Origin of the sequence: Tenacibaculum todarodis, assembly GCF_001889045.1 — a bacterium.
In the GTDB taxonomy this organism is placed as follows: domain Bacteria; phylum Bacteroidota; class Bacteroidia; order Flavobacteriales; family Flavobacteriaceae; genus Polaribacter; species Polaribacter todarodis.
Genome location: NZ_CP018155.1, coordinates 366735 through 390412, shown reverse-complemented (window position 1 = coordinate 390412; position 23678 = coordinate 366735). Strand labels below are relative to the sequence as shown.

The window sequence follows — 23678 nt, the reverse complement described above, 5'->3', positions numbered from 1 at the left end:
AAACTGGACTATTAATTATATTTATTCTGGACGACTACAACGATCCATAAATATATTATTTTTGAACTATATAACAACAACAAAATGAAAAAACAAGATTTAAAATCTACTGAATACAACGAATATTACGCAAGGTATATAGATTCTGTTTCAGATGAAACGGTATTAATTCCCGCTCTTGAAGAGGATAAAAAAATGGTAATTGATTTCTTTTCTTCTGTACCAAAAGATAAATTAGAATTCCGTTATCAACCCCAAAAATGGAGCATAAAAGAAGTATTGCAACATATTATTGATACAGAACGTATTTTTATGCATCGTTTATTAAGAATTGCCAGAGAAGACAAAACACCTTTACCAGGTTACGATCAAGATGTGTACATTAAACCTTCTGGAGCAGACAGCAAATCTATTGAAGCGTTAACGCACGAGTTTACAATTACACGTTTATACACAATGAACTTAATCAATAGTATTTCTGAAGATAACTTAAAAAATATGGGAACTGCAAGTGGTTCTCCAATGTCCGCCAGAGCTTGTGCTTTCTTATTACTAGGACACAGTGTTTGGCATATTAACGTTATAAAAGAACGCTATTTATCATGCTAGAAATTAGGCCTAATTGCGAACATTGCAACAAAGATTTACTAAACACGTCAACAGAAGCTATGATTTGTTCTTTTGAATGTACGTATTGTAAGACATGCGCAATAGAAATTTTTAAAAACGTCTGCCCAAGTTGTTCAGGTAATTTTGTTGAAAGACCAATTAGACCTTCAAAAATGATTGAGAAATATCCAGCTTCAGAAATAAGGGTTTATAAACCAAAAGACTTAGAAAAATGAAAAAAAATATAGGAATATTATTCATTTTAATAATTTTTTCTTCTTGTAAAAATAGCCTTTATGAGAAAAAACTAAACACTTACACATCAGAATACAAAAATATAATTGAAGACAGTTATGAATTAAATAATCCTGTAGACAAAGCAAATGCTGTTTTAATACTTTTTGGAAATTATGCAGAAAATGCAAAAGCAATAGAGAGAGAGTTTAAAATACTTAAAGACGCTAAAGAAAATAATATAGCTGTTCTATATTTAAATTTCAATCAGAAATTCTGGCTAACAGAAAAAGATAAAATACAATTAACAAATCTTCTTAAAAAGGTATTTAAAGACAGCAATTTACCAAAAAACAATATTTATATTGGCGGATTTTCAACAGGTGGCAATATATCATTATTACTTTCCAATCACTTAATTAAGACAAGCAATAACATTCAACCAAAAGGTGTTTTTGTAGTAGATTCACCTATTGACATACTTGCTTTTTATAAAAAATGCGAAAGAAATATTAAGAGGAATTTTTCTGAGATTTCTGTTCAAGAAGGAACATGGTTAATAAATCTATTTAACACCAATTTTGGTAACCCAAATGATAATATTTCTAATTTTGAAAACAATTCGCCTTTTACTTCAGAAACTAACTTTACAGGTAATATTTCTAGCTTAAAAAACACTAAAATAAGACTTTACACTGAACCCGACTTCAATTATTGGAAAGTAAACAGACGGTTTGAAAAAGAAGACTTAAATGCTTATTCGATAGAAAAACTAAGCAACGTTTTACAAAAAAAGTTTAATAATAATAAAATTGAATTGATAAAAACAGTAAATAAGGGTTATCGTTCAAATGGAGAACGCAATCCACATTCTTGGTCTATTGTAGATAAGAAAAGTTTAATAAAATGGATGCTAAATAATTAAAATTGATCATTTAAAATAAAATTTATGAAGTACATATTCTTATTAAGCTTTCTCTTGATAATTACTAGTTGTAAAAAAATTAAAGAATCTAAAATTTTATGTAAAACGTCTACTAAAGAGGTTTTACATAAACTTAAAGAATCTAATTTTCCTATTGAAACAAACGTTTCTTTTTTAAGTAACCTAATTAGCGTAAATGAAAAAAATTATCTTACATACGAGTTAAATATTTTTAACAATTTTAAAACTTACATAGAATTAGAAAAAGTTGAAATATATAGTTATTCCTCATCTAAATTACCAATTGCAACTTTTGATTCTATTTACATAAATAAAAATATTGAGCGTCCGAATTTAAGAAATGAAAGTAAGTTAAATTTAATTTCCACAAATCAATTTGGAAACCTTAATTTAAATTTGGAATTTAATGATAGTAAAAACATCCCTGAAAAGATGTACCATAAACTTTATTTCAATACACTTAAACCAAACGGAAAAGCTATTGCCTACTCTATAGAAACAACAATTTTAGATATTCCTAATAAAACTGAACTAACATTAGGCCTACCATTTAACAAAAAAGGAAAATGGTTATATGAAGCAGAAAGCCATAAGAATAGTAGATTTTATTCAAATGGCAAGGTCATTTACCCTCAACGATTTGCCTTAGATTGGATCTTTGTAAATGATGATGAAAGCTTTGCAAAAAACAATATTAAAGAAAATGAAAATTGGTATGGATATGGTGTTGAAATAGTTTCCGTTGCCGATGGAGTTGTTGTAGATTTAAAAAATGATATAATAGAAAACGAACCATTATCAAATGAAATGGCCGTTCGTATTACAAATAAAACAATTGCAGGTAATTATGTTGTTATTGATATTGGTAATAAAATACACGCTATTTATGGCCATTTAATACCTAGTAGTATTAAAGTAAGTATTGGAGATAAGGTTAAAAAAGGGCAAGTAATTGGCTTATTAGGAAACAGTGGAAATTCAGATTTACCTCATTTACATTTTCATTTAGAATCTAAAAGTAACACACCAATGGGGGAAGAAGGAATACCTTATCATCTTAAAGAATTTATTCAGCTAAAAAACTATTCGGCTGAAGAAGTTTCTAGTTTTTTTCATAAAAACAACATTCCTTTAGACTCCTTATATTCACAGAGAAAAAACAATGAATTCCCAATTGGATATGGATTAATTGAAATAAAGTAAAACTATATCAATATACACAAAGACTTGTTTTTTTTTAACGAATATCATTTAAGAATATTATAAACTAACATATTAAGAATAATGAATTTTAAATTAGCAACATCTTCAAATGCTGAAGTTATAGCGCTTTTAGGAAGAATTACATACACAGAATCTCATGGCCATTTTATTGATGATCAAAAAGATTTATTAGCCTATTGTACCAACGCATTTTCAATCAAAAAAACAAAAGAAGAATTAGAAGACAAAAACAACCTTTTTCATATTATTTATGTAGATAATTTACCTGTTGGATATTCAAAAATTATATTAAATACTCCGTTTGAAGATAAAACTGAAAACAGCAGTTGCAGGTTGGAAAGAATTTACATTTTAAATCATTTTTTATCAATGAAATTAGGGCAACCTTTTTTGGATTTTATCATTGAAAAAGCCAAAGAAAAAAAAGCAAGTTCTATGTGGCTTTCAGTTTATATTAAAAATGAAAGAGGCATTAAATTTTATGACCGAAATGAATTTAAAAGTATTGGCGAATTTAATTTTCTTGTAAACGGTAAGAAGTACGAAAACTTTGTTTTATCAAAAGAAATATAAGATAAAAGCCCATAATGGGTATTTATATAGAATAATAGCAATACCAACTTAGACGATAAAATGCTAAAACAGGTTACTTAAATTGTTTTAAACAAATGAAAGAATACAAAAAATCAAAATTAAACAGAGTAAAACGCGGTCAAAACAGAGCAACCTATGATGTTGAGAAAATAAACACCATTTTAGATGCTGGATTTTTATGTTATGTTGGTTATATCTACGAAGGAAAACCAATTACAATTCCGATGGCGTACACAAGAAGAGATAACAAAATTTACATTCATGGCTCTACGGCAAACAGAATGTTACTCTCAATCCTTGAAAGCGAAGAAACATCAATAACTGTTATGCATTTAGATGGATTGGTTTTAGCTCGTTCTGGCTTGCATCATTCTGTAAATTATCGTTCTGTAACACTTTTTGGAAGTTTAAATAAAATTGAAAAAGACGAAGAAAAAACAGCAATTCTAAAATGGATTGTAAACCAAATGATGCCAAATCATTGGGATTCTCTTCGACCAATGTATCAAAAGGAATTAGACAGGACTTTAGTTGTTGAATTTACTATTGAAACTGCTTCTGCAAAAATTAGAGATACTGGCGTTGCAGATGAACCAGAAGATTATGCTTTGCCAATTTGGGCAGGAATTGTACCAATTAAACAAGTTGCAGGATATCCAATTTCAGACAAAGGAAAACCAGAAGAAATGGGAATTCCACAACATGTTTTAGATTATTACGAGCAAAACAAGTAACAATATCTTCAAATTATTGATATTTTTGCATTCTAAATAATCAATCATGAAGAAATTTTTTAAATTTATCTTATTACTTTTAGTCTTATTAATTGCCTTTATTGGTATTTATTATGTTGTTAATAATGAAAAATTACCAGAAGGGAAACAAGGCGTAGAAGCTGATGCTTTAGCAACTAAAATGTTAACAGCAATTAATAATGAAGCTTTTAAAAACACTGAAGTTATTGAATGGTCTTTTAGAGGTGTACACAATTACAAATGGTACAAACAACAAGAAAGAGTTAGTGTTTCCTGGGATAATAATTGGGTAGAATTATTCTTCAAAAGTCCTGACAAGAACAAAGTTTTTATCGATGGAAAGGAAGTAAACAAACCTGAACTTATAAAAACTGCGACAGACTTTTTTAATAACGATTCTTTTTGGCTGATTGCTCCACACAAAGTTTTTGATGATGGTGTAGAAAGAAGCATTGTAAAACACAATGATAAAGATGCTCTAATGGTAACTTATACTTCTGGCGGAACTACTCCAGGAGATTCATATTTATGGATTTTAGACGAAAACGGCTTTCCAACCGATTATAAAATGTGGACAAAAGTTATTCCGATTGGCGGCGTTTCCGCTACTTGGAATGATTGGAAAACTACAGAAGCTGGTTTTAAATTACCTACAAGTCATAAACTTTCTTTATTTGGAATGGAGTTAAATATGGGAGAAGTAAAAGCTTCTAACCCAAAAGCAGATGCTTTAGCAAATACTATTTTAAAAGCTATAAATCACGAAGCATATAAAAATACAAATACTATAGAATGGAGTTTTGCCGGTAGTAGAAATTATAAATGGGATAAGAAAAATCATATTGTTGAAGTTTCTTGGGACACAACCAAAGTAGTTTTACATCCTAATAATTTAGAAAAAAGCATTGTCTTTTTTAATGACAAGAAAACTTCTTCAGAAAATATAGAAACCATAAAAAGAGCCGAAAGACTATTTAATAATGATAGTTTTTGGCTAGTTGCTCCTCATAAATTATTTGAAGATGGAATTGTTAGAACTATAGAAAATATAGACGGCAAACAAGCTTTAAGAGTAACATACACAACTGGTGGCTCAACTCCTGGAGATTCTTATGTTTGGACTTTAGATGAAAACAATGTTCCTGAAAGCTATTTAATGTATCTAAAAAACAGAATGGAAAAAGGAAACACAGAAGGTGCTTTTGCAACTTGGCAAGATTGGATTAAAACCGAAAGTGGAGCCTTATTACCAACAAATCATTCTTTTGGAAATGACAGTAAATTAAGTATGGGAACTGTTAAAGGTTACAACTAATTTGGACAAGAATATTCTACATAAAGAAGTTCAAAAATTTATAAATGACAACTTAAACTCAGACATTACAAAACTGATTTTAAAAGGAAGTCCTTTTCAAGAAATTTCAATTCAAAAACTATCTAATCAAATAGTTAGCAAATTAAAATCTAAAAACAAGCTAGCAACCTGGTTTGCAACGGATAACATTTTTTATCCACCAAAAATTAGTATTGAACAAACTTCTTCAGAAGAAACTGCGAGCTATAAATCTAACTTAGTTTCAGGCAAAAACTTGATAGATATTACTGGTGGTTTTGGTGTAGATTGTTGCTACTTTTCTAAAACTTTTGAAAATGTAATTCATGCTGAAATCAATGAAGAATTATCAAAAATTGTTGCACACAACTACGAGCAACTAAAAATTAAAAACATACAAACAATTGCTTCGGATGGATTGGAATTCTTAAAAAATTCTAATCAAAAATTCGATTGTATTTATATAGACCCTTCACGTAGAAATGATGTAAAAGGAAAGGTTTTTCTACTGAATGATTGTTTACCAAATGTTCCTGAGAATATTGATTTTCTATTCACAAAAACAGATACAATTCTATTAAAGAATTCGCCAATGTTAGACATAACAAGCGGAATTAATGAATTGAAATTTGTAAAAGAAATTCACGTTGTTGCGCTTAAAAATGAAGTAAAAGAAGTCTTATTTTTATTAGAAAAAAACTATGAAAAGGAAATTAAGATTAAGACAATCAATATTCAAAAAAACAACAATCAACTGTTTGATTTTCAACTAAATAAAACTCCTGAACAAAACTACTCAGAACCACTCACCTATTTGTACGAACCCAATGCAGCAATATTAAAATCTGGTGGATTTAATCAAATTAGCAACCAATTAGCTGTTTTTAAATTGCATCAGCATTCGCATTTATATACTTCAGAAAATTTAATAGATTTCCCTGGAAGAGTTTTTAAAATTGAGAGTATTTCTTCGTACGATAAAAAGCAACTTAAAAAAATTAAGAAGGCAAATATTACAACCAGAAATTTTCCAAAAATGGTTTCAGAAATCAGAAAAGAAACCAAAATTAAAGATGGTGGAAACTTGTACCTATTTTTTACTAAAAATATTGATGAAAAATTAATCGTTATTTATTGCGAGCAAATATTTCGATAACAAGTTAAAAATACTTTCTTACCTTTGGTTTTAATGCAAACAACCAATTATCAATCTATAAAAATCACAGCCAATAAATCTTCAAAATTAGAAGACACTTTGGTTATTGAAGCACCGTTACAAATCAACATTAACAACGAAGCTTACACGGTTGTTATGCGCACTCCAAATAACGATATTGAACTCATTAGAGGTTTACTTTTTGCTGAAGATATTTATAAAGGAAAAGAAGGTTTTTTAACTGAAACAATTGAAGAAAAGAAAGATTTCTCAACCATAATCAATGTAATTATTCCGAAGGAAAAATTAGGAAAAGGATACTTAAATAAACGAACATTATTATCAGTTTCTTCTTGTGGAATCTGCGGAAAAAAAGAACTTTCAGATATTGAAATTTCAGGAGAAAAATTAGTAAATTCTACATCATTTCTTCAAACAGAAATAAAATATATGTTCTTAAAAATGAAAGAATTACAAAACACATTTCACTCTTCTGGCGGAAGTCACGCAGCAGCAATTTTTAATAAAAACAGAGAGATTCTCGTAATAAAAGAAGATATTGGAAGACATAATGCCGTAGATAAATCTATTGGCGAATTACTATTAAAAAACAACCTTAAAGAAGCATCCATTTTGTTGGTTAGCGGTAGAGTTTCTTACGAGATTGTTTCCAAAGCATTTTTTGCAAAAATTCCAATTATTGTTGCAGTTTCTGCTTGTTCAAGTTTAGCGGTAGATTTTGCAAAAGAATTCGGAATTTGCCTTATCGGTTTTAGTAGAAATGATAAAATGACAATTTACTCCAATCCTCAACACATTAATTATGAGCGATAAAAATATAAAAGCACAGCCACCAGAAAAATTAACTGGAATTAAACTCGCTAAAATCCCTAAATCTGCTGTGGGTACAAAAGCCATAAAATCTGCTTTAGCACACGTTTCTTCGGAAGTCGGAATGGGAAAAGGAATAGAATTATTAGCAAAAATCAACCAAATGGACGGTTTTGATTGCCCAGGTTGCGCGTGGCCTGATCCTGATGCAAAAAGAGCTTTTTTAGCTGAATATTGCGAAAACGGAGCAAAAGCTGTTGCCGAAGAAGCTACAAAAAATAGAGTTTCCCCAATGTTTTTTGCAACACATTCTGTGCAAGAAATGTCTACTTGGTCTGATTATGAAATTGGAAAAAGTGGTAGAATTACGCATCCAATGTATTTAAAAGAAGGAAGTGATAATTACGAGGAAATTTCTTGGAAAAATGCTTTTAATCTCATCGGAAAGGAATTAAATTCTTTAAATTCTCCAGACGAAGCAATATTTTATACTTCAGGAAGAACCAGTAACGAAGCTGCATTTTTATATCAACTTTTTGTGCGTCAATTTGGAACAAACAATTTACCAGATTGTTCAAATATGTGTCACGAAAGTAGCGGAGTTGCACTTTCAGAAACACTCGGAATCGGAAAAGGCTCGGTAACTTTAGATGATTTTAATCATGCTGATTTGGTAATTGTTATGGGGCAAAACCCAGGAACAAATCATCCAAGAATGCTAACCGCATTAAGTGAAACTAAAAAACATGGTGGAAAAATAATGACCATTAATCCGCTTCCAGAAGTTGGTTTAATGCGTTATAATGATCCGCAAAATCCATTAAAATGGATTGGTAAAGGGCAACAATTAACCGATTTATTTTTACAAGTAAAAATTAACGGAGACGTTGCACTTTTAAAAATTATCTTAAAGTTGATGAAAGCCAAAGAGGAAGAGACTGGCAAGGTTTTCAATCATCAATTTATAAAAGAAAAAACACAAGGTTTAGAAGAGTTTCTTTCTGACTTAGATAACTATTCTATTGAAGAATTAGTACCTCAAACTGGTCTTTCTTTAACTCAAATAGAAGAAGCAACCCAACTCATCATCAATAACGACAAAATTATTATTTGTTGGGCAATGGGTTTAACGCAACACAAAAATGCTGTCGATAATATCCGTGAAATTGTAAATCTATTGTTATTAAAAGGAAGTATCGGAAAACAAGGCGCAGGAACTTGTCCTGTTCGTGGGCATTCTAACGTTCAAGGAGATAGAACAATGGGAATTTGGGAAAAACCAAAACCTGCTTTTTTAGATAGTTTAGAGAAAGAGTTTTCTTTTTCTGCCCCAAGAAAAAACGGTTATGATGTAGTTTCGGCTATTGAAGCAATGCACAAAAAAGAAGGTAAAGTTTTTATTGGAATGGGAGGAAACTTTATTTCTGCAACTCCAGATACCGAGTTTACAGCAGACGCGTTACGCAACTGTAATTTAACGGTTCAAATTTCTACAAAACTAAATAGAAGTCATTTAATTACCGGTAAACAAGCCTTAATTTTACCTTGTTTAGGTCGTTCTGAAAAGGACGAACAAAAGAGTGGTGAACAATTTATTTCAGTTGAAAACTCAATGGGTGTTGTTCATCAATCTAACGGGCATTTAGATGCTTGCTCAAAACACTTGTTAAGTGAGCCTAAAATTGTTGCTGGTATTGCAAAAGTTACGCTTAAAAATTCTAAAGTTGAATGGAAAAACATTACTGATAATTACGATTTAATTCGTGATAAAATTGAAGCGACAATTCCTGGGTTTGATAACTACAACAAACGAGTTAGAGAAGATGGCGGATTTTATTTACCCAACAATGCAAGAGAAAACAACTTTACTCCTACCTCAACAGGAAAAGCAAACTTTACGGTTAATAAACCATCTGATATTCAATTGAAAGACAATCAATTTATGATGATGACTATTAGAACTCACGACCAATACAATACTACAATTTATGGTTTAGATGATAGATATCGTGGCGTATTAAACGAACGTAGAGTTGTATTTATGAATCCTGATGATATGAAGCAACAACAACTTCAAAAACTTGAAAAAGTAAATTTAATAAGTCATTTTCAAGGAGAACAACGAATTGCAAAAGGCTTTTTGGTAATTCCATATAGCATTCCAAAACAATGTACAGCCACTTATTTTCCTGAAGCAAATGTATTAGTTCCAATAAAAAGCAAAGCAAAATTAAGCCATACACCAGCATCAAAAACTGTAATTATTACCGTAGAAAAAATATAATTTAAAAATGAAAAAACTATTAATTTTAATTCTGCTGATTAGTTTTCAGCAAGTAAACTCTCAGGAAACACCTGAAAAGAAAACTCAAAAAGGTTATTTTCAACTAGATTATTTATCTGTAAACATGACAGATAATCTTGGCCAACCAGAAAAAAACATGGGTTTTGCAGGTATTCATTATAATTTAGATTTCAATAATTTTTATACCGGAGTTGGCCTCTACGGAAGTGTAAGCGGTAGACGTGGCGGTTTATTTACTTTAGGTGTAAATGCAGGTTACAAGTACAATTTTTCTAATAATTTATTTACAGATATTGGCGTTCATTTAGGCGGCGGCGGCGGCGCAAGTGCTGCAGATGGTGGCGGTGCTTTTGTGCTACCTCATGTTAATCTTGGTTATAATTTCGATGATTTTTCAATAACTGGAGGATGGAGTTACATCAACTTTTTTGATGGTGGAAACATAAAAGGGCATCAACTAAATGTTGGTGTACAAGTACCTATTAACTTCGATTATGCTTCATTTAAAAAACGAGAAAACAGTTATTCTGCCGATGAATTAAAACCAACTGAATGGAATCAAAAAGCAAGTAAAATATCAATATTAGTTCATTCAAATAATTTAAAAGCAAAAGGAGATTCACAGTTTACTGGAGGAACCTCAATAAATGGCAGAACAATTAGATTGGCTGGTTTTGAACTGAATTCTTATCTAACAGACAATATCTTCGTTTTTGTGAGAGCAGATGGTGCTTACAGCGGAATTCCTGCTGGTTACATGGATGTTTTTATTGGTGGTGGTTATCAATTTTGGATGAATAGCAATAGAACAAATATATTAGCTAAACTTGGTTTTGGCGCAAGCGGCGGCGGCGGCGTAGATACGCAAGGTGGTTTTTTAGTCTATCCTGATGTTTCTATTGAACAAAAGATTTATGACAACTTTTTTGTTGCTGCTAATGTTGGTTACACTGTACAACCAAGTGGAAGTTTTAGCGCTTTAACTTATGGAGCTGGATTAAAATATTATGTTAGAAAAGACGGAACTATTTCAAATGGAAAAAAACTTACAAGCGGAACTTTCAAAGGAATACAAACGATAGTAAAAGAAGATTTTTATATAAATGCTAAAAGAAACGGTGGTTTTGAACAAAACATGTATCAAATCTCTTTTCAAGCTAACTTTTTCTTAAATAAATACCTTTTCGGAGCGGGACAAACTTCTTTTGCTAACTTTGGTGATGCTGGTGCGTATGCAGAAGGCCTTGTTGGTCTTGGAGCACAATCTAATACCTTTTTAAATGATAACGTTACTGCTTTTGGACAAGTTCTTGTTGGTGCTGCAGGTGGCGGTGGAATTAGTACAGGAGAAGGCTTAATTATAAAACCAAGTATTGGTCTTAACTTAGAAATTAGTGACAACTTAAATCTTCGTGGAGCGGTTGGTTATGTAAAGGCTAAAGGAAATGGCTTAAGCAGTGCTTTTTTAAATTTTGGAGTAAGTTATAATTTTTCTTTTTTGAGTGCTAAAAAATAACTTTTAATCTTTCTTATCTATAAAAAAAGATGTAATAATTTCACAAAAAAACACTATGAAACAAGATCCTTCTTTTTTAATATCACAGGAAATAACTAACAGTAATTTTATAAAAACTGTAACAAAAGTTACGCATCTAACTGATGTTGAAAATATGCAGTTTTTTGGCTATGATAATAGTTATATTATATTTAATTATGGTGAAGTTTTTATAACTGAAAAGAACGGAAAAAGAATAAATAGCCCTAAAATTTACTTGAAATCTGTTAGAGAAGATTATTTTTATTTTAGTTGTAAAAAAAACACATCTTACGTAGTTATTGTATTAAATCCCTGTAGTTTTTACAATATAACTGGCTTAAACGCCCATGAACAAAAAGAGCAATATTTAACTTTAAATAATTATGTTAAAAATGACCTTTTAGAAGAAATGTATGAAGAAATTAATAAATTAGAAGCTGCTGAAAAGATTTCTACTTACTTTTTAAAAAAAATGAATTCTTATATAGATAAATGGAATCAAAACTTACTTATTGATGAAATAATTTCTAATATCATTGAATCAAATGGAATTATACAGATAGACGAAATTTTAACGAAGTACAATATCTCTGCGAGTACAGCTAACAGGTATTTTAAAAAATTTGTTGGAACTACAATAGGGGCCTATATTAGACTTGTGAAATTTAATATACTAATACTTGCTCTAAACACAAATAAAAGGAATTTACAAGACATAATAGCGCAATACAATTATTATGACCAAACACATTTAACTAAAGATTTTAAAAAGTTTTCTGGTGTAACTCCTGCTGAATATAAAGGACCAAATCACAAGTTATTGCAAGAAACATTATTAAATAAAAAGGAATGACGATTTTTTACATATAACTCTAAATATTCTTGGCTAACTTTACAAAGTAAAGAAAGTCATTATATAAATAATAAGGGGATTTTATTAATGATCATCAATTTATTAAGCTAAGAATTTAAGGGGGTTTTTAGTTTATAAAATAAAAATTTACAATAATAAATCGTTAGTAAATACTAACGATTTATTTATTTTTAATAATTTCTATATTGTTTAGTTTCCTCAAAAATATGTTCTAAAATAGCTTGCTCTTTATCGTCAAAAAACACATTTCTTCTACTCATTACAATTTTTGCGACTTCAAAAACTTTATTGGTTTTGTATTCTGTAAAACCAGATGCGCCACCCCAACTAAAAGACGGAACAAAATTCCTTGGAAATCCACTACCAAAAATGTTAGCAGAAACTCCAATTACAGTTCCTGTATTAAACATGGTGTTAATTCCGCATTTAGAATGATCTCCCATTATTAAACCACAAAATTGTAAACCTGTTTTAGCAAACCTACCAGTTTCATAACTCCATAACTTTACCTCAGCATAATTATTTTTTAAGTTAGAATTGTTTGTATCTGCTCCTAAATTACACCATTCTCCAATTACTGAATTTCCTAAAAACCCATCATGACCTTTATTAGAAAAGCCCATTAAAACCGAATTATTTACTTCTCCTCCTACTTTACAAAAAGGCCCTAAAGTTGTTGCACCGTAAACTTTTGCTCCTAACTTTAAAACTGAATCATTACACATTGCCAATGCTCCGCGTACCACAACACCTTCCATTATCTCTGCATTTTCCCCAATATAAATAGGTCCATTTGTAGCATTTAATGTTGCAAAAGTTAGCTTTGCTCCTTCTTCAATAAAAATATCTTCTTTATTAATACAATTTACTCCATTTGGTATTGGTTCAGATTTTCTTCCTTCAGTAATAAAATCGAAATCGGCACGAATTGCTTTATCATTCAGCGAAAAAATATCCCAAGTATTTTTTATTTGCAATAAATCTTCTTCAAACTCTATGTGTTTGAAATCTTCAAAATCTACTTCTTGGTTTTCTTCAGAATAAAAAGCAATTACATCTTCACCTTTAAAAATCGCCTCATTCTTAGACAAGTTTTTTACCATTATTACCAATTCTTTAGTTGGTAAATAAGATGCATTTAACAGTATATTTTCTTCCATTTCTACCATCGGATATTTAGCCTCTAAATATTCCTCCGTAATTGTAGTTGTGGTTAAACCCAAGTGCTTTTCCCACTTTTCTCTAATTGTTAAAATACCAACACGTATATCGGCAACCGGTTTTGTATATGTAAATGGTAATAGTGAGTTTCTTACGTCACCATCAAATAAAATGTAATTCATTTTTATGCTTTTTTGAAGATATACAAACTTAACACTTTCCATTTACTTTACAAGTCTAAATATTAATGTTACTTTTGTTGTTATTCAATAATAGCTTCAGAAATTTAAAATACAATGAAAAAAATATTAGCAATCATTATTACTACCATCATTATAATGGCTGGTTTATATTACGCATTTATCTACTACATTCCTTATAGCGAAGGCGTTAGGTCTGGCGAATTGATTAAAATTAGTAATAGAGGTGTTGCCGTAAAAACGTGGGAAGGAGAGATTAGTCAAGGAATTTCTGGCGCACAAATTTTTTCTTTTTCAGTTGAAGATAATAAAGTTGAAGTAATTGATAATTTACAAAAATTTCAAGGCGGTTATGTTAAAGTAACTTATATTGAGCGTTTTGGCACTTTCTTCTGGTTGGGAGACACAAAGTATTTTGTAACCAAAGTAGAACAAGAAGAATCACCACATTTTAGAGGAGTTAAAAAAGATGAATAGAAAATTTAAAAACATAGCAGAGTCGCAATTAAGTATTTCTGAATTGATGTTACCATCTCATTCTAATTTTAGCGGAAAGATTCATGGAGGACATATTTTAAACCTTATGGATCAAATTGCATTTGCTTGTGCTTCTAAACATTCGGGAAACTATTGTGTTACTGCATCTGTAAATAAGGTAGATTTTTTAAATCCGATTGAAGTTGGCGAATTATTAACTATGAAAGCTTCTATCAACTTTACAGGAAGAACCTCAATGGTTGTTGGTTTACGTGTAGAGTCTGAAAACATACAAACTGGTATAAAAAAACATTGTAATTCTTCTTATTTTACAATGGTTGCTAAAGATGAAAACGGAAAAAGTGCACCAGTTCCAGGCATTATTTTAACAAATAAAAATGAAGTTAGACGTTTTGCCAGAAGCATTAGAAGACAAGAACAAGCAAAAAAGAGAACTTCTCGTTTTAGAAGTGATACGTTTAATATTGAAGAGTTCTTACCTTTATTAGCAAGTAGTAATTCTAAATTAGAACTTAATTAAAGTAATCTGTGCTTAATTGTTTAAGCATAAGCAATTAAAAACAAGAACTTCGCTAACGACTGATATACCTCATTAAAACGACGCATATCTGCGTTAAAGTTAAGTGTAATTGAAAAAAAATAGACAGACTTGTCTTTATTTGAGATATTGTGTTATATTTGCACCGTGAGACATTCTGAAATAAAACATAGAATTATAGAAACGGCTTCCTTCTTATTTTATAAGAATGGATATAATTCTACTGGAATAAATGAAATTATTTCGGAGGCAGGGATAGCTAAAGCAACACTTTATAATCATTTTAAATCTAAAGAAGATATTTGTCTTGCTTATCTTCGATTTAAAGACACATCATTCATTGAAGATATTCAAGCATTCACCTCTTCTAAACCAAAAGGAAAAATGCAAATACTTGCAATTTTTGATTTTCTTGAATTATTTTTTCAGACTAAAAATTTTAATGGATGTTGGTGTATCAAAACAGTTTCAGAAATCCCAAGGGATAATGAAACAATTAGGAAAGAAATACAAAAGCAAAAAAATGGTTTCATTCAACTTATCACAGAACTTGTTACAAACAATTTAGAGGAAATTAAGGCAGGAGAAATCGATTCACTTTCGCGAAAAATATACTTACTCTATGAAAGTGCTGTTAGCGAAAGCTATTTACATCAAACAAATTGGCCTATAAAAGAAACAAAGAATTTGTGTTCTCAAATATTGAGTTAAAAAAATTTAAACACTATTAGACAGACTTGTCTGTCTAATAGCAATTAATTATGATTAAAAAAGAACAAATATCAAGTGACTATTCAAAAATAGAACTTGGAAAATTATCAAACCTAGTTGAAAATATTTTTCAGACAAGTCCAGATTTCAAAATTGATGGAAAGAAGTTTATAAAAGATAAATTAGAATTAACAAGTTGTGAGATTTCTTTTAACACTATGGAATCTAAAACTGCAATACCTTTCATCCACAAAAACAAAGAAAACGAAGAGGTTTATATTGGTATTAAAGGGAAAGGACAACTGCTTCTTAACGATAATTATGTCGACATAGAAAAAGGTGCAATTGTAAGAGTTGCCACTGATACTGAAAGAACAATCAGAAATAATTCGAAAAACTCGTTCACATTTATCGTAATACAAGCAAAGGAAAACGCTATAGAAGGAAACACCACCTTTGATGGATACGGTATTGAGAAAAAACCAAACTGAAATTAATAATTAATATATAAATAAAATGGAAAATTTTAAAAACAAAGTAGCCTTAGTAATTGGAGGGACAAGCGGAATTGGTAATGCAACAACAAATGCTTTATTAGAAGGAGGTGCAACTGTGCATATTGTAGGTAGAAATACAGATAAAATAGCAGATGCTCCTAACCTTATTAAACACTCGGCAAACATATCTAATGTAGATCAGGTTGCCACTTTAATATCAAAAATTGATGCACTAGATAACTTAGATTATCTTGTTAATGCATCAGGGATTTTTGGACCAAAGCCATTCCTGGATCATACGCTAGAAGATTACGACTCTTATCAAGATTTAAACAGAGGTTTCTTTTTTATTACACAAAGTGTTGCTAAAAAAATGAAAGCTACCAATGGAGGTTCTATTGTTAATGTAGGTTCTATGTGGGCTAAACAAGCTATAAAAGCTACACCTTCGTCTGCATACTCTATGCAAAAAGCAGGATTACACTCTTTAACTCAACATTTAGCTATGGAATTAGCGGATGACAAAATACGTGTAAATGCTGTTTCTCCAGCTGTAGTTAATACACCTGTTTATAACGGAGTGTTTGGAGGTAAAGAAGAAGCTCAGGAAGCATTAGTTGGCTTTAACGGATTCCATCCTATTGGAAGAATTGGAGAATCTAAAGATATAGCAAATAGTATTCTTTTCTTACTTTCAGATAAAGCATCTTGGGTTACTGGAGCAATCTGGGACACTGATGGTGGTATAATGGCTGGAAGAAATTAAAAAGCAAATAACAAGTTATAGCGGTTTGGGTGTAAACTCAAACCGTTTTTATGTTTAATTGAGTATCTTAAAAGCCGAAAAGTAAGTGGATTTTAATCCGCTACTGCTCTTATATTAACCGTTAGTGAATTTCAATAAAATTTAAAACTCTTTTTATTCTAACGATTAACACGTGCAGAAGTATTACCTCCTAGCAAGCCCATTACTTCATCAACTGTTGCATAATTTACATCTCCTTCGTATGTATGCTTTAATGCACAAGCCGCATTACCAAACTGCAAAGATTTAAAATCGTCATAATGCTGTAACGCATAAATTAATCCTCCAGCAAAAGCATCTCCTGTACCAATTCTATCTACAATATGTGTTATTTCTAGGTCTTCAGTTTCTTTAAACTCTACACCATTCCACATTCTTGCTCTAATTTTATGCCAAGAAGCATTTATAGCTGTTCTTACTTTATCAAAAACTTTCTCTATAGAAGGAAATTTTTCAATTAGCATTTTACTTGCCTCAATAAAGTCTTCATTAGAGTATTTAAAATCTGTACCCAAAACTTCATTCATTTCATTTACGCCTCCAATAAAAATGGTAGAATAATTTAGTAATTCTGTTAAAACTTCTTTTGGGTCTTCACCATATTTCCATAAACCACTTCTATACGTAGGATCCGCAGATATTGTTATTCCTTTCTTTTTAGCTAAAATTAAACCTTCCTTAAGGGTTTCATAACTTCCTCTACATAAAGCAGGTGTAATACCTGTCCAATGAAACCATTTTCCTTTTTTCAAGGCCTTTTCCCAGTCTATCATCTCAGGTGTAATTTCTGAAAAAGAAGAATGTGATCTATTATAAGAAATAGAACTAGGTCTCATTACTGCTCCAACTTCTAAAAAATAAACACCTAAAGGTCTTTTAGAATACACTATAGAAGAAGTACTAACTCCAAATTTATTAATGTAAGAAACTGCTGTATCTCCAATAAAATCATCAGAAACACAACTAACATGCCTTACTTTTTCTCCAAAATTGGCAATTGAAACTCCAACATTTAGCTCTGTACCTCCAAAATAAAATTCCAATAAATTAGATTGTATAAACTTTTTATTTCCTCTAGGAGACAAGCGCATTAATACTTCGCCAAAAGTGATGATTTTATTCATTTTAAAATTTTAAGTTAGTTGTATTAGCTTTAAGATTAATAAATATAGGGAAAAACACTTAAAAACGAATGCTCGTTTCAGTAATATTATTTTTTAAAAACATCCAAAACCATTATTAAGGTTACAATATGAAAACTCCGTTATAAAAAAAATGTAAAAAAAAACCGAAGTTAAATTAACTTCGGTTTATCTGTTTTTTAAAAATTAATTTTGGCTTTGATAAAGTTCTGCTTTTAATTTCAACCCAAAATATTTCCTTTTTATTATTTTTAACTACATCTAAAATATAATATTCATCATCATCAAAAGAAGAAGGTATACCTAAAATATTTACAGATATTAAACTTATTTTAACCGGTTTAGGCTTTTTAAATGGACTTCTTTTCCAATCTTCTTTAGTTGGCCTTTGCTTTTGAATAAATTTATAACCTCTATTTCTAAAATACTCTTCAAACTGAACATTATCCTTTTTAAAATATCTATTTTTAATCAATTTCACTTGAACATAAATGACAAAGATTATCAAGCATACTATTATAAAAGGTTGTATAAATTCCATTAATATGAATTCTACTTACTTAAATACATTTTTCTTCTTGAGTATAAGTCGTAAAACTGATCGTCTTTTAAACTATCAATAAACAAAATGCTTTCTCCAGTCGATTTCATTTCTGGACCAAGTTTCTTATTTACATTCGGAAACTTGTTAAATGAGAATACCGGTTGTTTAATTGCATAACCTTCTAATTGTGGATTAAAGTTAAAGTCTGTTACTTTCTTCTCTCCTAACATTACTTTAGTTGCGTAATTAACATACGGCTCTTTATAAGCTTTTGCTATAAAAGGAACTGTTCTAGATGCTCTTGGGTTTGCTTCAATAATATAAACGATATCGTCTTTTATTGCAAACTGAATGTTTATCAATCCAACCGTTTTTAATTCTCTAGCAATTGTATGTGTATGATCTTTTATCTGTTGTAAGACAAATTCTCCTAAATTAAACGCTGGTAGCGTTGCATTAGAATCTCCAGAATGAATTCCACAAGGCTCAATATGTTCCATTATACCTATAATGTATACATTTCCGTCTGCATCACAAATTGCATCTGCTTCTGCTTCTATTGCGCCATCTAAATAATGATCTAACAATAATTTATTACCAGGCATTCTTCCTAATAAATCAACAACATGCTTAATTAATTCTTCTTTATTGATAACAATTTTCATTCCTTGACCTCCTAAAACGTAAGAAGGACGAACCAAAATAGGGAAATCTAATTGATCTGCTAAAACTAAAGCTTCATCTGCAGTTTCTGCAATCCCAAATTCTGGATAAGGAATTTTATTCTCTTGTAACATTGCAGAAAAACGTCCTCTATCTTCAGCAATATCTAACGCTTCAAAAGAAGTTCCAATAATTTTAATTCCGTAACTAGTTAATTTTTCAGCTAATTTTAAAGCTGTTTGACCACCTAATTGTACAATTACACCTTCTGGTTTTTCATGACGAATAATGTCATAAATATGTTCCCAAAAAACAGGTTCGAAATATAATTTATCTGCTGTATCAAAATCTGTAGAAACCGTTTCTGGATTACAGTTAATCATAATTGTTTCGTAACCACATTCTGCAGCTGCTAAAACTCCATGCACACAACAATAATCGAACTCAATTCCTTGTCCAATTCTATTAGGCCCAGAACCTAAAACGATAATTTTCTTTTTATCGGTTACAACACTTTCATTTGCAATGGTAATTTGTCCGTCTGCAGTTTCAATTTCGTTTTCGAAAGTTGAATAATAATAAGGCGTTTTTGCTTTAAATTCTGCCGCACAAGTATCAACTAACTTAAATACACGTTGTACTTTTAATTCTTCTCTTTTTGTATAAACTTCGCTTTCTAAACATTTTAGCATGTGTGCTATTTGTCTATCTCCATACCCTTTTTGCTTTGCTTCTAATAACAAATCTCTATCAAGAGTCTCAATTGTATATGTAGAAATTTCTTTTTCTAATTGGAATAACTCTTCATATTGTTTTAAATACCACATATCAATTTTTGTGATATCATAAATCTTACTTAATGGAATTCCCATTGCAATTGCATCGTAAATTGCAAAAACACGATCCCAACTTGCATTGGTTAATTTATCTATAATTTGGTTGTAATCTGTGTAGCCTTTTCCGTCTGCACCTAAACCATTTCTTTTAATTTCTAAAGATTGTGTTGCTTTGTGAAGCGCTTCTTGGAACGAACGTCCAATTCCCATAACCTCACCAACTGCTTTCATTTGTAAACCTAAAGTCCTGTCTGAACCTTCAAATTTATCGAAATTCCAACGAGGTATTTTTACAATTACATAATCTAATGTTGGCTCAAATAAAGCCGATGTAGATTTTGTAATTCCGTTTTCTAATTCATCTAATGTATAACCAATGGCTAATTTTGTAGCTACTTTTGCAATAGGATAACCTGTGGCTTTACTCGCTAATGCGGAAGAACGAGATACACGTGGATTAATTTCAATAGCAATAATCTCTTCTTTTTCATCTGGAGAAACTGCAAACTGTACGTTACAACCTCCTTCAAAATCTCCAATAGAACGCATCATATGAATTGCCATATCACGCATTTTCTGATAGGTTTTATCAGAAAGTGTCATTGCTGGTGCAACAGTAATAGAATCTCCAGTATGAATTCCCATTGGATCCATATTTTCAATAGAACAAATAATAACTACGTTATCATTTTTATCACGTAATAATTCTAATTCGTATTCTTTCCAGCCCATCATCGCTTTATCAATCATCACCTCATGAATTGGCGATGCTTCTAAACCTCTACTTAATAATTCGTCAAAATCATTTGGATCATACACTATTGAAGCTCCTGCTCCACCTAAAGTATAAGAAGATCTAATTACTAAAGGAAACCCAAATTCTTGTGCTATTTCTTTACCTTTTAAGAATGACGTTGCTGTTGCTTGAGGCGCCATTGGCACTCCTATTTTAATCATCAATTCCCTAAACTGTTCTCTATCTTCGGTAACATTAATTGCATCAATATCAACACCTATTAGTTTTACATCAAAATCTTTCCAAATTCCTTTATCGTCAGCTTCAATACATAAATTTAATGCTGTTTGACCACCCATTGTTGGTAAAACTGCGTCAATTTGTGGATGCTCTTTTAAAATTTGAATGATTGATTTTGTTGTTAATGGTAGCAAATAAATATGATCAGCCATTGAAGGGTCTGTCATAATAGTTGCTGGGTTAGAGTTGATAAGAATAGTTTCAATTCCATCTTCACGTAAAGAACGTAAAGATTGTGATCCAGAATAATCAAATTCACACGCTTGTCCAATTACAATTGGTCCAGATCCAATAATTAAAACTGATTTAAGGTCTTGTTGTTTAGGCATTTTAAAATTCTTGTTGTGTTGTTGTTATGTTGGCGATAAAAATAAAAAAAAGTTAAAAAAAAAGGCGATACTAATAAATAGTAACGCCTTTAAATTATTAACAATTGTTAATCATTATCTTTTTGGTCTTGCTTCTGAAGAAACAGAAATTTTCTTTCTTCCTTTTGCTCTTCTACGAGCTAATACTTTTCTACCATTAGCAGAAGCCATTCTTTCGCGGAAACCGTGTTTGTTTCTTCTCTTTCTCTTCGATGGCTGGTAAGTTCTTTTTGGCATTATCTATGTTTTTAATATCTTCTTTAAACTTTGTTTTTGCTTTTTAGAAATTCCGTCTGCTAAAAGCGTTTGCAAATATACAACTGTTTTTTTTTCTGACAAATGCTAATTTATATTTTTTTAAAATATTTTTTATTGATGAATTTTTGACACTTTTTTGTTTGAAGCCACACACATTGTTACTACTTTTGCCCAAACCTAACATTACCATGAACAACACAAAATATGTTTTTGTTACAGGAGGCGTAACTTCTTCATTAGGAAAAGGAATTGTAGGCGCTTCTCTTGCTAAACTTTTACAAGAACGCGGCTATTCTGTTACCATACAAAAGCTTGACCCATATATTAACATTGATCCAGGAACGCTAAATCCTTATGAACATGGCGAATGCTATGTTACAGATGATGGAGCAGAAACCGATTTAGACTTAGGACATTACGAACGTTTTTTAAACATTCCAACCTCACAAGCCAACAACGTTACAACGGGTAGAATTTACCAATCTGTTATTAATAAAGAACGTAAAGGAGAATTTTTAGGGAAAACTGTTCAGGTAATTCCGCATATTACAGACGAAATTAAACACAGAATTCAACTTTTAGGAAATACTGGTAAGTTTGATATTGTAATTACTGAAATTGGAGGAACCGTTGGTGATATTGAATCTTTACCGTACGTTGAAGCTGTAAGACAGTTACAATGGGAAATGGGCGAAGACAACGCTATTGTTATTCATTTAACTTTAGTACCTTATTTAGCTGCTGCTGGTGAGTTAAAAACAAAACCAACTCAGCACTCAGTAAAAATGTTAATGCAAAGTGGTGTGAGTCCAAATGTATTAGTTTGTAGATCTGAGCACGAAATTAATGACGATATTAAACGTAAGTTGGCATTATTTTGCAACGTAAAGAAAGAAAATGTTATTCAATCTTTAGATGCAGAAACAATTTACGATGTTCCTAATTTAATGTTTAATGAAGGTTTAGATAAAGTTGTATTAGATAAATTGAATTTATCTTCAGACAAACAACCAGAATTAAAACAATGGAACGAATTTGTACACAAACATAAAAATCCAAAACATACCGTAGAAATTGGTTTGGTTGGTAAATATGTTGAATTACACGATTCTTACAAATCTATTACAGAAGCATTTATACACGCAGGTGCAGCCAATGAAACTAAAGTAAAAGTACGTTGGATACATTCTGAATCTTTAGAAACTAAAGATGTTGAAAAACAACTTGCTGGTTTAAACGGAATTTTAGTAGCTCCAGGTTTTGGTGATAGAGGAATTGAAGGAAAAATTAAAGCGGTACAATTTGCACGTGAAAATAACATTCCGTTTTTAGGAATTTGTTTAGGAATGCAAATGGCAGTTATTGAATTCTCAAGAAACGTGTTAGGTTTAAAAGATGCTATTTCTACTGAAATGGATGAAAACGCTGCAAATCCTGTTATTAATTTAATGGCTGAACAAAAAGATGTTACCGAAAAAGGTGGAACAATGCGTTTAGGTGCTTGGGATTGTGAGTTAGATAAAAACTCTAAAGTTTACAACGCATACCAAAATACAAATATTAGCGAACGTCACAGACATAGATACGAGTTTAACAACGATTACAAAGCACAATTAGAAACAGCTGGATTAAGAGCTACTGGTGTAAACCCTAAAACGGGATTGGTAGAAATTGTAGAAATTGATACGCATCCTTGGTTTGTTGGTGTACAATATCATCCAGAATATAAGAGTACGGTTTTAAATCCGCATCCTTTGTTTGTTGATTTTGTAAAGGCTTCTTTGAAGAATTCTAAAAGTTAATAAATATGCCCGCGTTAGCGATTGAAGTTTTGTTTGAGCTCTTTTATGAAGCATGAATAAAAAGCGAGTACCTTTCGACTACGCTCAAGATAAACTCCAACCACGACGAACAAAAAAAGCAATGTTTTTAAAAACATTGCTTTTTTTGTTGGTAACGCCCAAATTAAAATTCGGTACAGCTTTTGACCTATATAAGTATCATTAATTAATAGTAGTAAAAA

The 23678-nt window shown here is 30.7% G+C and carries 23 protein-coding genes; 18 read left to right on the top strand and 5 right to left on the bottom strand.

Translation table 11 applies throughout. From position 1 onward, the window contains the following. Window positions 1–84 precede the first annotated feature (84 nt). The 12 genes from LPB136_RS01805 to LPB136_RS01750 all read left to right on the top strand — a co-directional run bounded on the left by LPB136_RS01805 (window position 85) and on the right by LPB136_RS01750 (window position 12377). On the top strand, window positions 85–609 hold the full coding sequence (locus tag LPB136_RS01805; protein WP_072554498.1) for a DinB family protein: 525 nt from the start codon (window positions 85–87) through the stop codon (window positions 607–609). Beyond that, the gene (locus LPB136_RS01800) at window positions 603–845 is read left to right on the top strand and encodes a DUF1272 domain-containing protein (RefSeq protein ID WP_072554497.1); all 243 of its coding nucleotides are present in this window, start codon (window positions 603–605) and stop codon (window positions 843–845) included. The genes LPB136_RS01805 and LPB136_RS01800 overlap by 7 nt, the downstream gene beginning before the upstream one ends. Beyond that, window positions 842–1768 (top strand): hypothetical protein, encoded by a 927-nt coding sequence (locus tag LPB136_RS01795; protein ID WP_072554496.1) that lies wholly within the window; start codon window positions 842–844, stop codon window positions 1766–1768. Before LPB136_RS01800 ends, LPB136_RS01795 begins: the two co-directional genes overlap by 4 nt. 24 nt (window positions 1769–1792) lie before the next feature. After that, window positions 1793–2992, top strand: a complete 1200-nt coding sequence (locus LPB136_RS01790; RefSeq protein ID WP_083426163.1) for a M23 family metallopeptidase — start codon at window positions 1793–1795, stop codon at window positions 2990–2992. A gap of 81 nt (window positions 2993–3073) precedes the next feature. Further along, window positions 3074–3586, top strand: a complete 513-nt coding sequence (locus LPB136_RS01785; RefSeq protein ID WP_072554494.1) for a GNAT family N-acetyltransferase — start codon at window positions 3074–3076, stop codon at window positions 3584–3586. 95 nt (window positions 3587–3681) lie between these two features. Then, a complete protein-coding gene (locus tag LPB136_RS01780; RefSeq protein ID WP_072554493.1) occupies window positions 3682–4341 on the top strand; it encodes a pyridoxamine 5'-phosphate oxidase family protein in 660 nt (219 codons plus the stop codon). A 46-nt stretch (window positions 4342–4387) separates the two neighbouring features. Continuing rightward, on the top strand, window positions 4388–5677 hold the full coding sequence (locus LPB136_RS01775) for a hypothetical protein (RefSeq protein ID WP_072554492.1): 1290 nt from the start codon (window positions 4388–4390) through the stop codon (window positions 5675–5677). Window position 5678: 1 nt separating this feature from the next. After that, complete coding sequence (locus LPB136_RS01770) at window positions 5679–6851, top strand: class I SAM-dependent methyltransferase (RefSeq protein ID WP_072554491.1); 1173 nt, start codon at window positions 5679–5681, stop codon at window positions 6849–6851. Window positions 6852–6884: 33 nt separating this feature from the next. Next, entirely contained in the window at window positions 6885–7685 is an 801-nt protein-coding gene (gene fdhD, locus LPB136_RS01765; RefSeq protein WP_072554490.1) for a formate dehydrogenase accessory sulfurtransferase FdhD, read from the top strand. Continuing rightward, window positions 7675–9966 (top strand): FdhF/YdeP family oxidoreductase, encoded by a 2292-nt coding sequence (locus LPB136_RS01760; protein WP_072554489.1) that lies wholly within the window; start codon window positions 7675–7677, stop codon window positions 9964–9966. Before fdhD ends, LPB136_RS01760 begins: the two co-directional genes overlap by 11 nt. Before the next feature lie 7 nt (window positions 9967–9973). Further along, window positions 9974–11503 carry a hypothetical protein gene (locus LPB136_RS01755; protein ID WP_072554488.1) on the top strand — a complete coding sequence of 510 codons (1530 nt, stop codon included), beginning with the start codon at window positions 9974–9976 and terminating at the stop codon, window positions 11501–11503. Between the two features lie 55 nt (window positions 11504–11558). Continuing rightward, on the top strand, window positions 11559–12377 hold the full coding sequence (locus tag LPB136_RS01750) for a helix-turn-helix domain-containing protein (protein WP_072554487.1): 819 nt from the start codon (window positions 11559–11561) through the stop codon (window positions 12375–12377). 191 nt (window positions 12378–12568) lie between these two features. On the opposite strand, the gene LPB136_RS01745 is transcribed toward LPB136_RS01750, so the two are convergent. Next, entirely contained in the window at window positions 12569–13741 is a 1173-nt protein-coding gene (locus LPB136_RS01745) for a GlmU family protein (RefSeq protein ID WP_072554486.1), read from the bottom strand. Window positions 13742–13855: 114 nt separating this feature from the next. On the opposite strand from LPB136_RS01745, the gene LPB136_RS01740 reads away from it, so the two are divergent. From LPB136_RS01740 to LPB136_RS01720, 5 genes are all read left to right on the top strand, one after another. Next, window positions 13856–14236 (top strand): 6-phosphogluconate dehydrogenase, encoded by a 381-nt coding sequence (locus tag LPB136_RS01740; protein ID WP_072554485.1) that lies wholly within the window; start codon window positions 13856–13858, stop codon window positions 14234–14236. After that, window positions 14229–14777 carry an acyl-CoA thioesterase gene (locus LPB136_RS01735; RefSeq protein ID WP_072554484.1) on the top strand — a complete coding sequence of 183 codons (549 nt, stop codon included), beginning with the start codon at window positions 14229–14231 and terminating at the stop codon, window positions 14775–14777. The genes LPB136_RS01740 and LPB136_RS01735 overlap by 8 nt, the downstream gene beginning before the upstream one ends. A 165-nt stretch (window positions 14778–14942) precedes the next feature. Next, window positions 14943–15506, top strand: coding sequence for a TetR/AcrR family transcriptional regulator (locus LPB136_RS01730; protein ID WP_072554483.1), 564 nt, complete (start codon window positions 14943–14945; stop codon window positions 15504–15506). 50 nt (window positions 15507–15556) lie between these two features. After that, window positions 15557–15997, top strand: a complete 441-nt coding sequence (locus tag LPB136_RS01725; RefSeq protein WP_072554482.1) for a cupin domain-containing protein — start codon at window positions 15557–15559, stop codon at window positions 15995–15997. Window positions 15998–16022: 25 nt separating this feature from the next. Continuing rightward, window positions 16023–16769: an SDR family NAD(P)-dependent oxidoreductase gene (locus tag LPB136_RS01720; protein ID WP_072554481.1), complete on the top strand. Its 747-nt coding sequence runs from the start codon at window positions 16023–16025 to the stop codon at window positions 16767–16769. A 158-nt stretch (window positions 16770–16927) separates the two neighbouring features. On the opposite strand, the gene LPB136_RS01715 is transcribed toward LPB136_RS01720, so the two are convergent. From LPB136_RS01715 to rpmH, 4 genes are all read right to left on the bottom strand, one after another. Next, the gene (locus tag LPB136_RS01715) at window positions 16928–17932 is read right to left on the bottom strand and encodes a sugar kinase (RefSeq protein ID WP_072554480.1); all 1005 of its coding nucleotides are present in this window, start codon (window positions 17930–17932) and stop codon (window positions 16928–16930) included. A gap of 175 nt (window positions 17933–18107) precedes the next feature. Beyond that, window positions 18108–18425, bottom strand: coding sequence for a protein kinase family protein (locus LPB136_RS01710; RefSeq protein ID WP_072554479.1), 318 nt, complete (start codon window positions 18423–18425; stop codon window positions 18108–18110). Between the two features lie 77 nt (window positions 18426–18502). Beyond that, complete coding sequence (gene carB / locus LPB136_RS01705) at window positions 18503–21358, bottom strand: carbamoyl-phosphate synthase large subunit (protein ID WP_072554478.1); 2856 nt, start codon at window positions 21356–21358, stop codon at window positions 18503–18505. Between the two features lie 114 nt (window positions 21359–21472). Next, window positions 21473–21634, bottom strand: a complete 162-nt coding sequence (rpmH, locus tag LPB136_RS01700) for a 50S ribosomal protein L34 (RefSeq protein WP_072554477.1) — start codon at window positions 21632–21634, stop codon at window positions 21473–21475. A 209-nt stretch (window positions 21635–21843) separates the two neighbouring features. On the opposite strand from rpmH, the gene LPB136_RS01695 reads away from it, so the two are divergent. Next, window positions 21844–23457, top strand: a complete 1614-nt coding sequence (locus LPB136_RS01695; protein WP_072554476.1) for a CTP synthase — start codon at window positions 21844–21846, stop codon at window positions 23455–23457. The last annotated feature ends 221 nt before the right edge of the window (window positions 23458–23678 follow it).

What these genes read in the sequence shown, in the direction of transcription:
- LPB136_RS01805 (WP_072554498.1), top strand. Translation starts at nt 85, where the DNA reads ATGAAAAAACAAGATTTAAAATCTACTGAATACAACGAATATTACGCA.
- LPB136_RS01715 (WP_072554480.1), bottom strand. Translation starts at nt 17,932, where the DNA reads ATGAATAAAATCATCACTTTTGGCGAAGTATTAATGCGCTTGTCTCCT.
- LPB136_RS01745 (WP_072554486.1), bottom strand. Translation starts at nt 13,741, where the DNA reads ATGAATTACATTTTATTTGATGGTGACGTAAGAAACTCACTATTACCA.
- LPB136_RS01795 (WP_072554496.1), top strand. Translation starts at nt 842, where the DNA reads ATGAAAAAAAATATAGGAATATTATTCATTTTAATAATTTTTTCTTCT.
- LPB136_RS01735 (WP_072554484.1), top strand. Translation starts at nt 14,229, where the DNA reads ATGAATAGAAAATTTAAAAACATAGCAGAGTCGCAATTAAGTATTTCT.
- LPB136_RS01750 (WP_072554487.1), top strand. Translation starts at nt 11,559, where the DNA reads ATGAAACAAGATCCTTCTTTTTTAATATCACAGGAAATAACTAACAGT.
- LPB136_RS01725 (WP_072554482.1), top strand. Translation starts at nt 15,557, where the DNA reads ATGATTAAAAAAGAACAAATATCAAGTGACTATTCAAAAATAGAACTT.
- rpmH (WP_072554477.1), bottom strand. Translation starts at nt 21,634, where the DNA reads ATGCCAAAAAGAACTTACCAGCCATCGAAGAGAAAGAGAAGAAACAAA.
- LPB136_RS01760 (WP_072554489.1), top strand. Translation starts at nt 7,675, where the DNA reads ATGAGCGATAAAAATATAAAAGCACAGCCACCAGAAAAATTAACTGGA.
- LPB136_RS01785 (WP_072554494.1), top strand. Translation starts at nt 3,074, where the DNA reads ATGAATTTTAAATTAGCAACATCTTCAAATGCTGAAGTTATAGCGCTT.
- LPB136_RS01800 (WP_072554497.1), top strand. Translation starts at nt 603, where the DNA reads ATGCTAGAAATTAGGCCTAATTGCGAACATTGCAACAAAGATTTACTA.
- LPB136_RS01720 (WP_072554481.1), top strand. Translation starts at nt 16,023, where the DNA reads ATGGAAAATTTTAAAAACAAAGTAGCCTTAGTAATTGGAGGGACAAGC.
- LPB136_RS01780 (WP_072554493.1), top strand. Translation starts at nt 3,682, where the DNA reads ATGAAAGAATACAAAAAATCAAAATTAAACAGAGTAAAACGCGGTCAA.
- LPB136_RS01790 (WP_083426163.1), top strand. Translation starts at nt 1,793, where the DNA reads ATGAAGTACATATTCTTATTAAGCTTTCTCTTGATAATTACTAGTTGT.
- LPB136_RS01775 (WP_072554492.1), top strand. Translation starts at nt 4,388, where the DNA reads ATGAAGAAATTTTTTAAATTTATCTTATTACTTTTAGTCTTATTAATT.
- LPB136_RS01695 (WP_072554476.1), top strand. Translation starts at nt 21,844, where the DNA reads ATGAACAACACAAAATATGTTTTTGTTACAGGAGGCGTAACTTCTTCA.
- LPB136_RS01740 (WP_072554485.1), top strand. Translation starts at nt 13,856, where the DNA reads ATGAAAAAAATATTAGCAATCATTATTACTACCATCATTATAATGGCT.
- fdhD (WP_072554490.1), top strand. Translation starts at nt 6,885, where the DNA reads ATGCAAACAACCAATTATCAATCTATAAAAATCACAGCCAATAAATCT.
- LPB136_RS01755 (WP_072554488.1), top strand. Translation starts at nt 9,974, where the DNA reads ATGAAAAAACTATTAATTTTAATTCTGCTGATTAGTTTTCAGCAAGTA.
- carB (WP_072554478.1), bottom strand. Translation starts at nt 21,358, where the DNA reads ATGCCTAAACAACAAGACCTTAAATCAGTTTTAATTATTGGATCTGGA.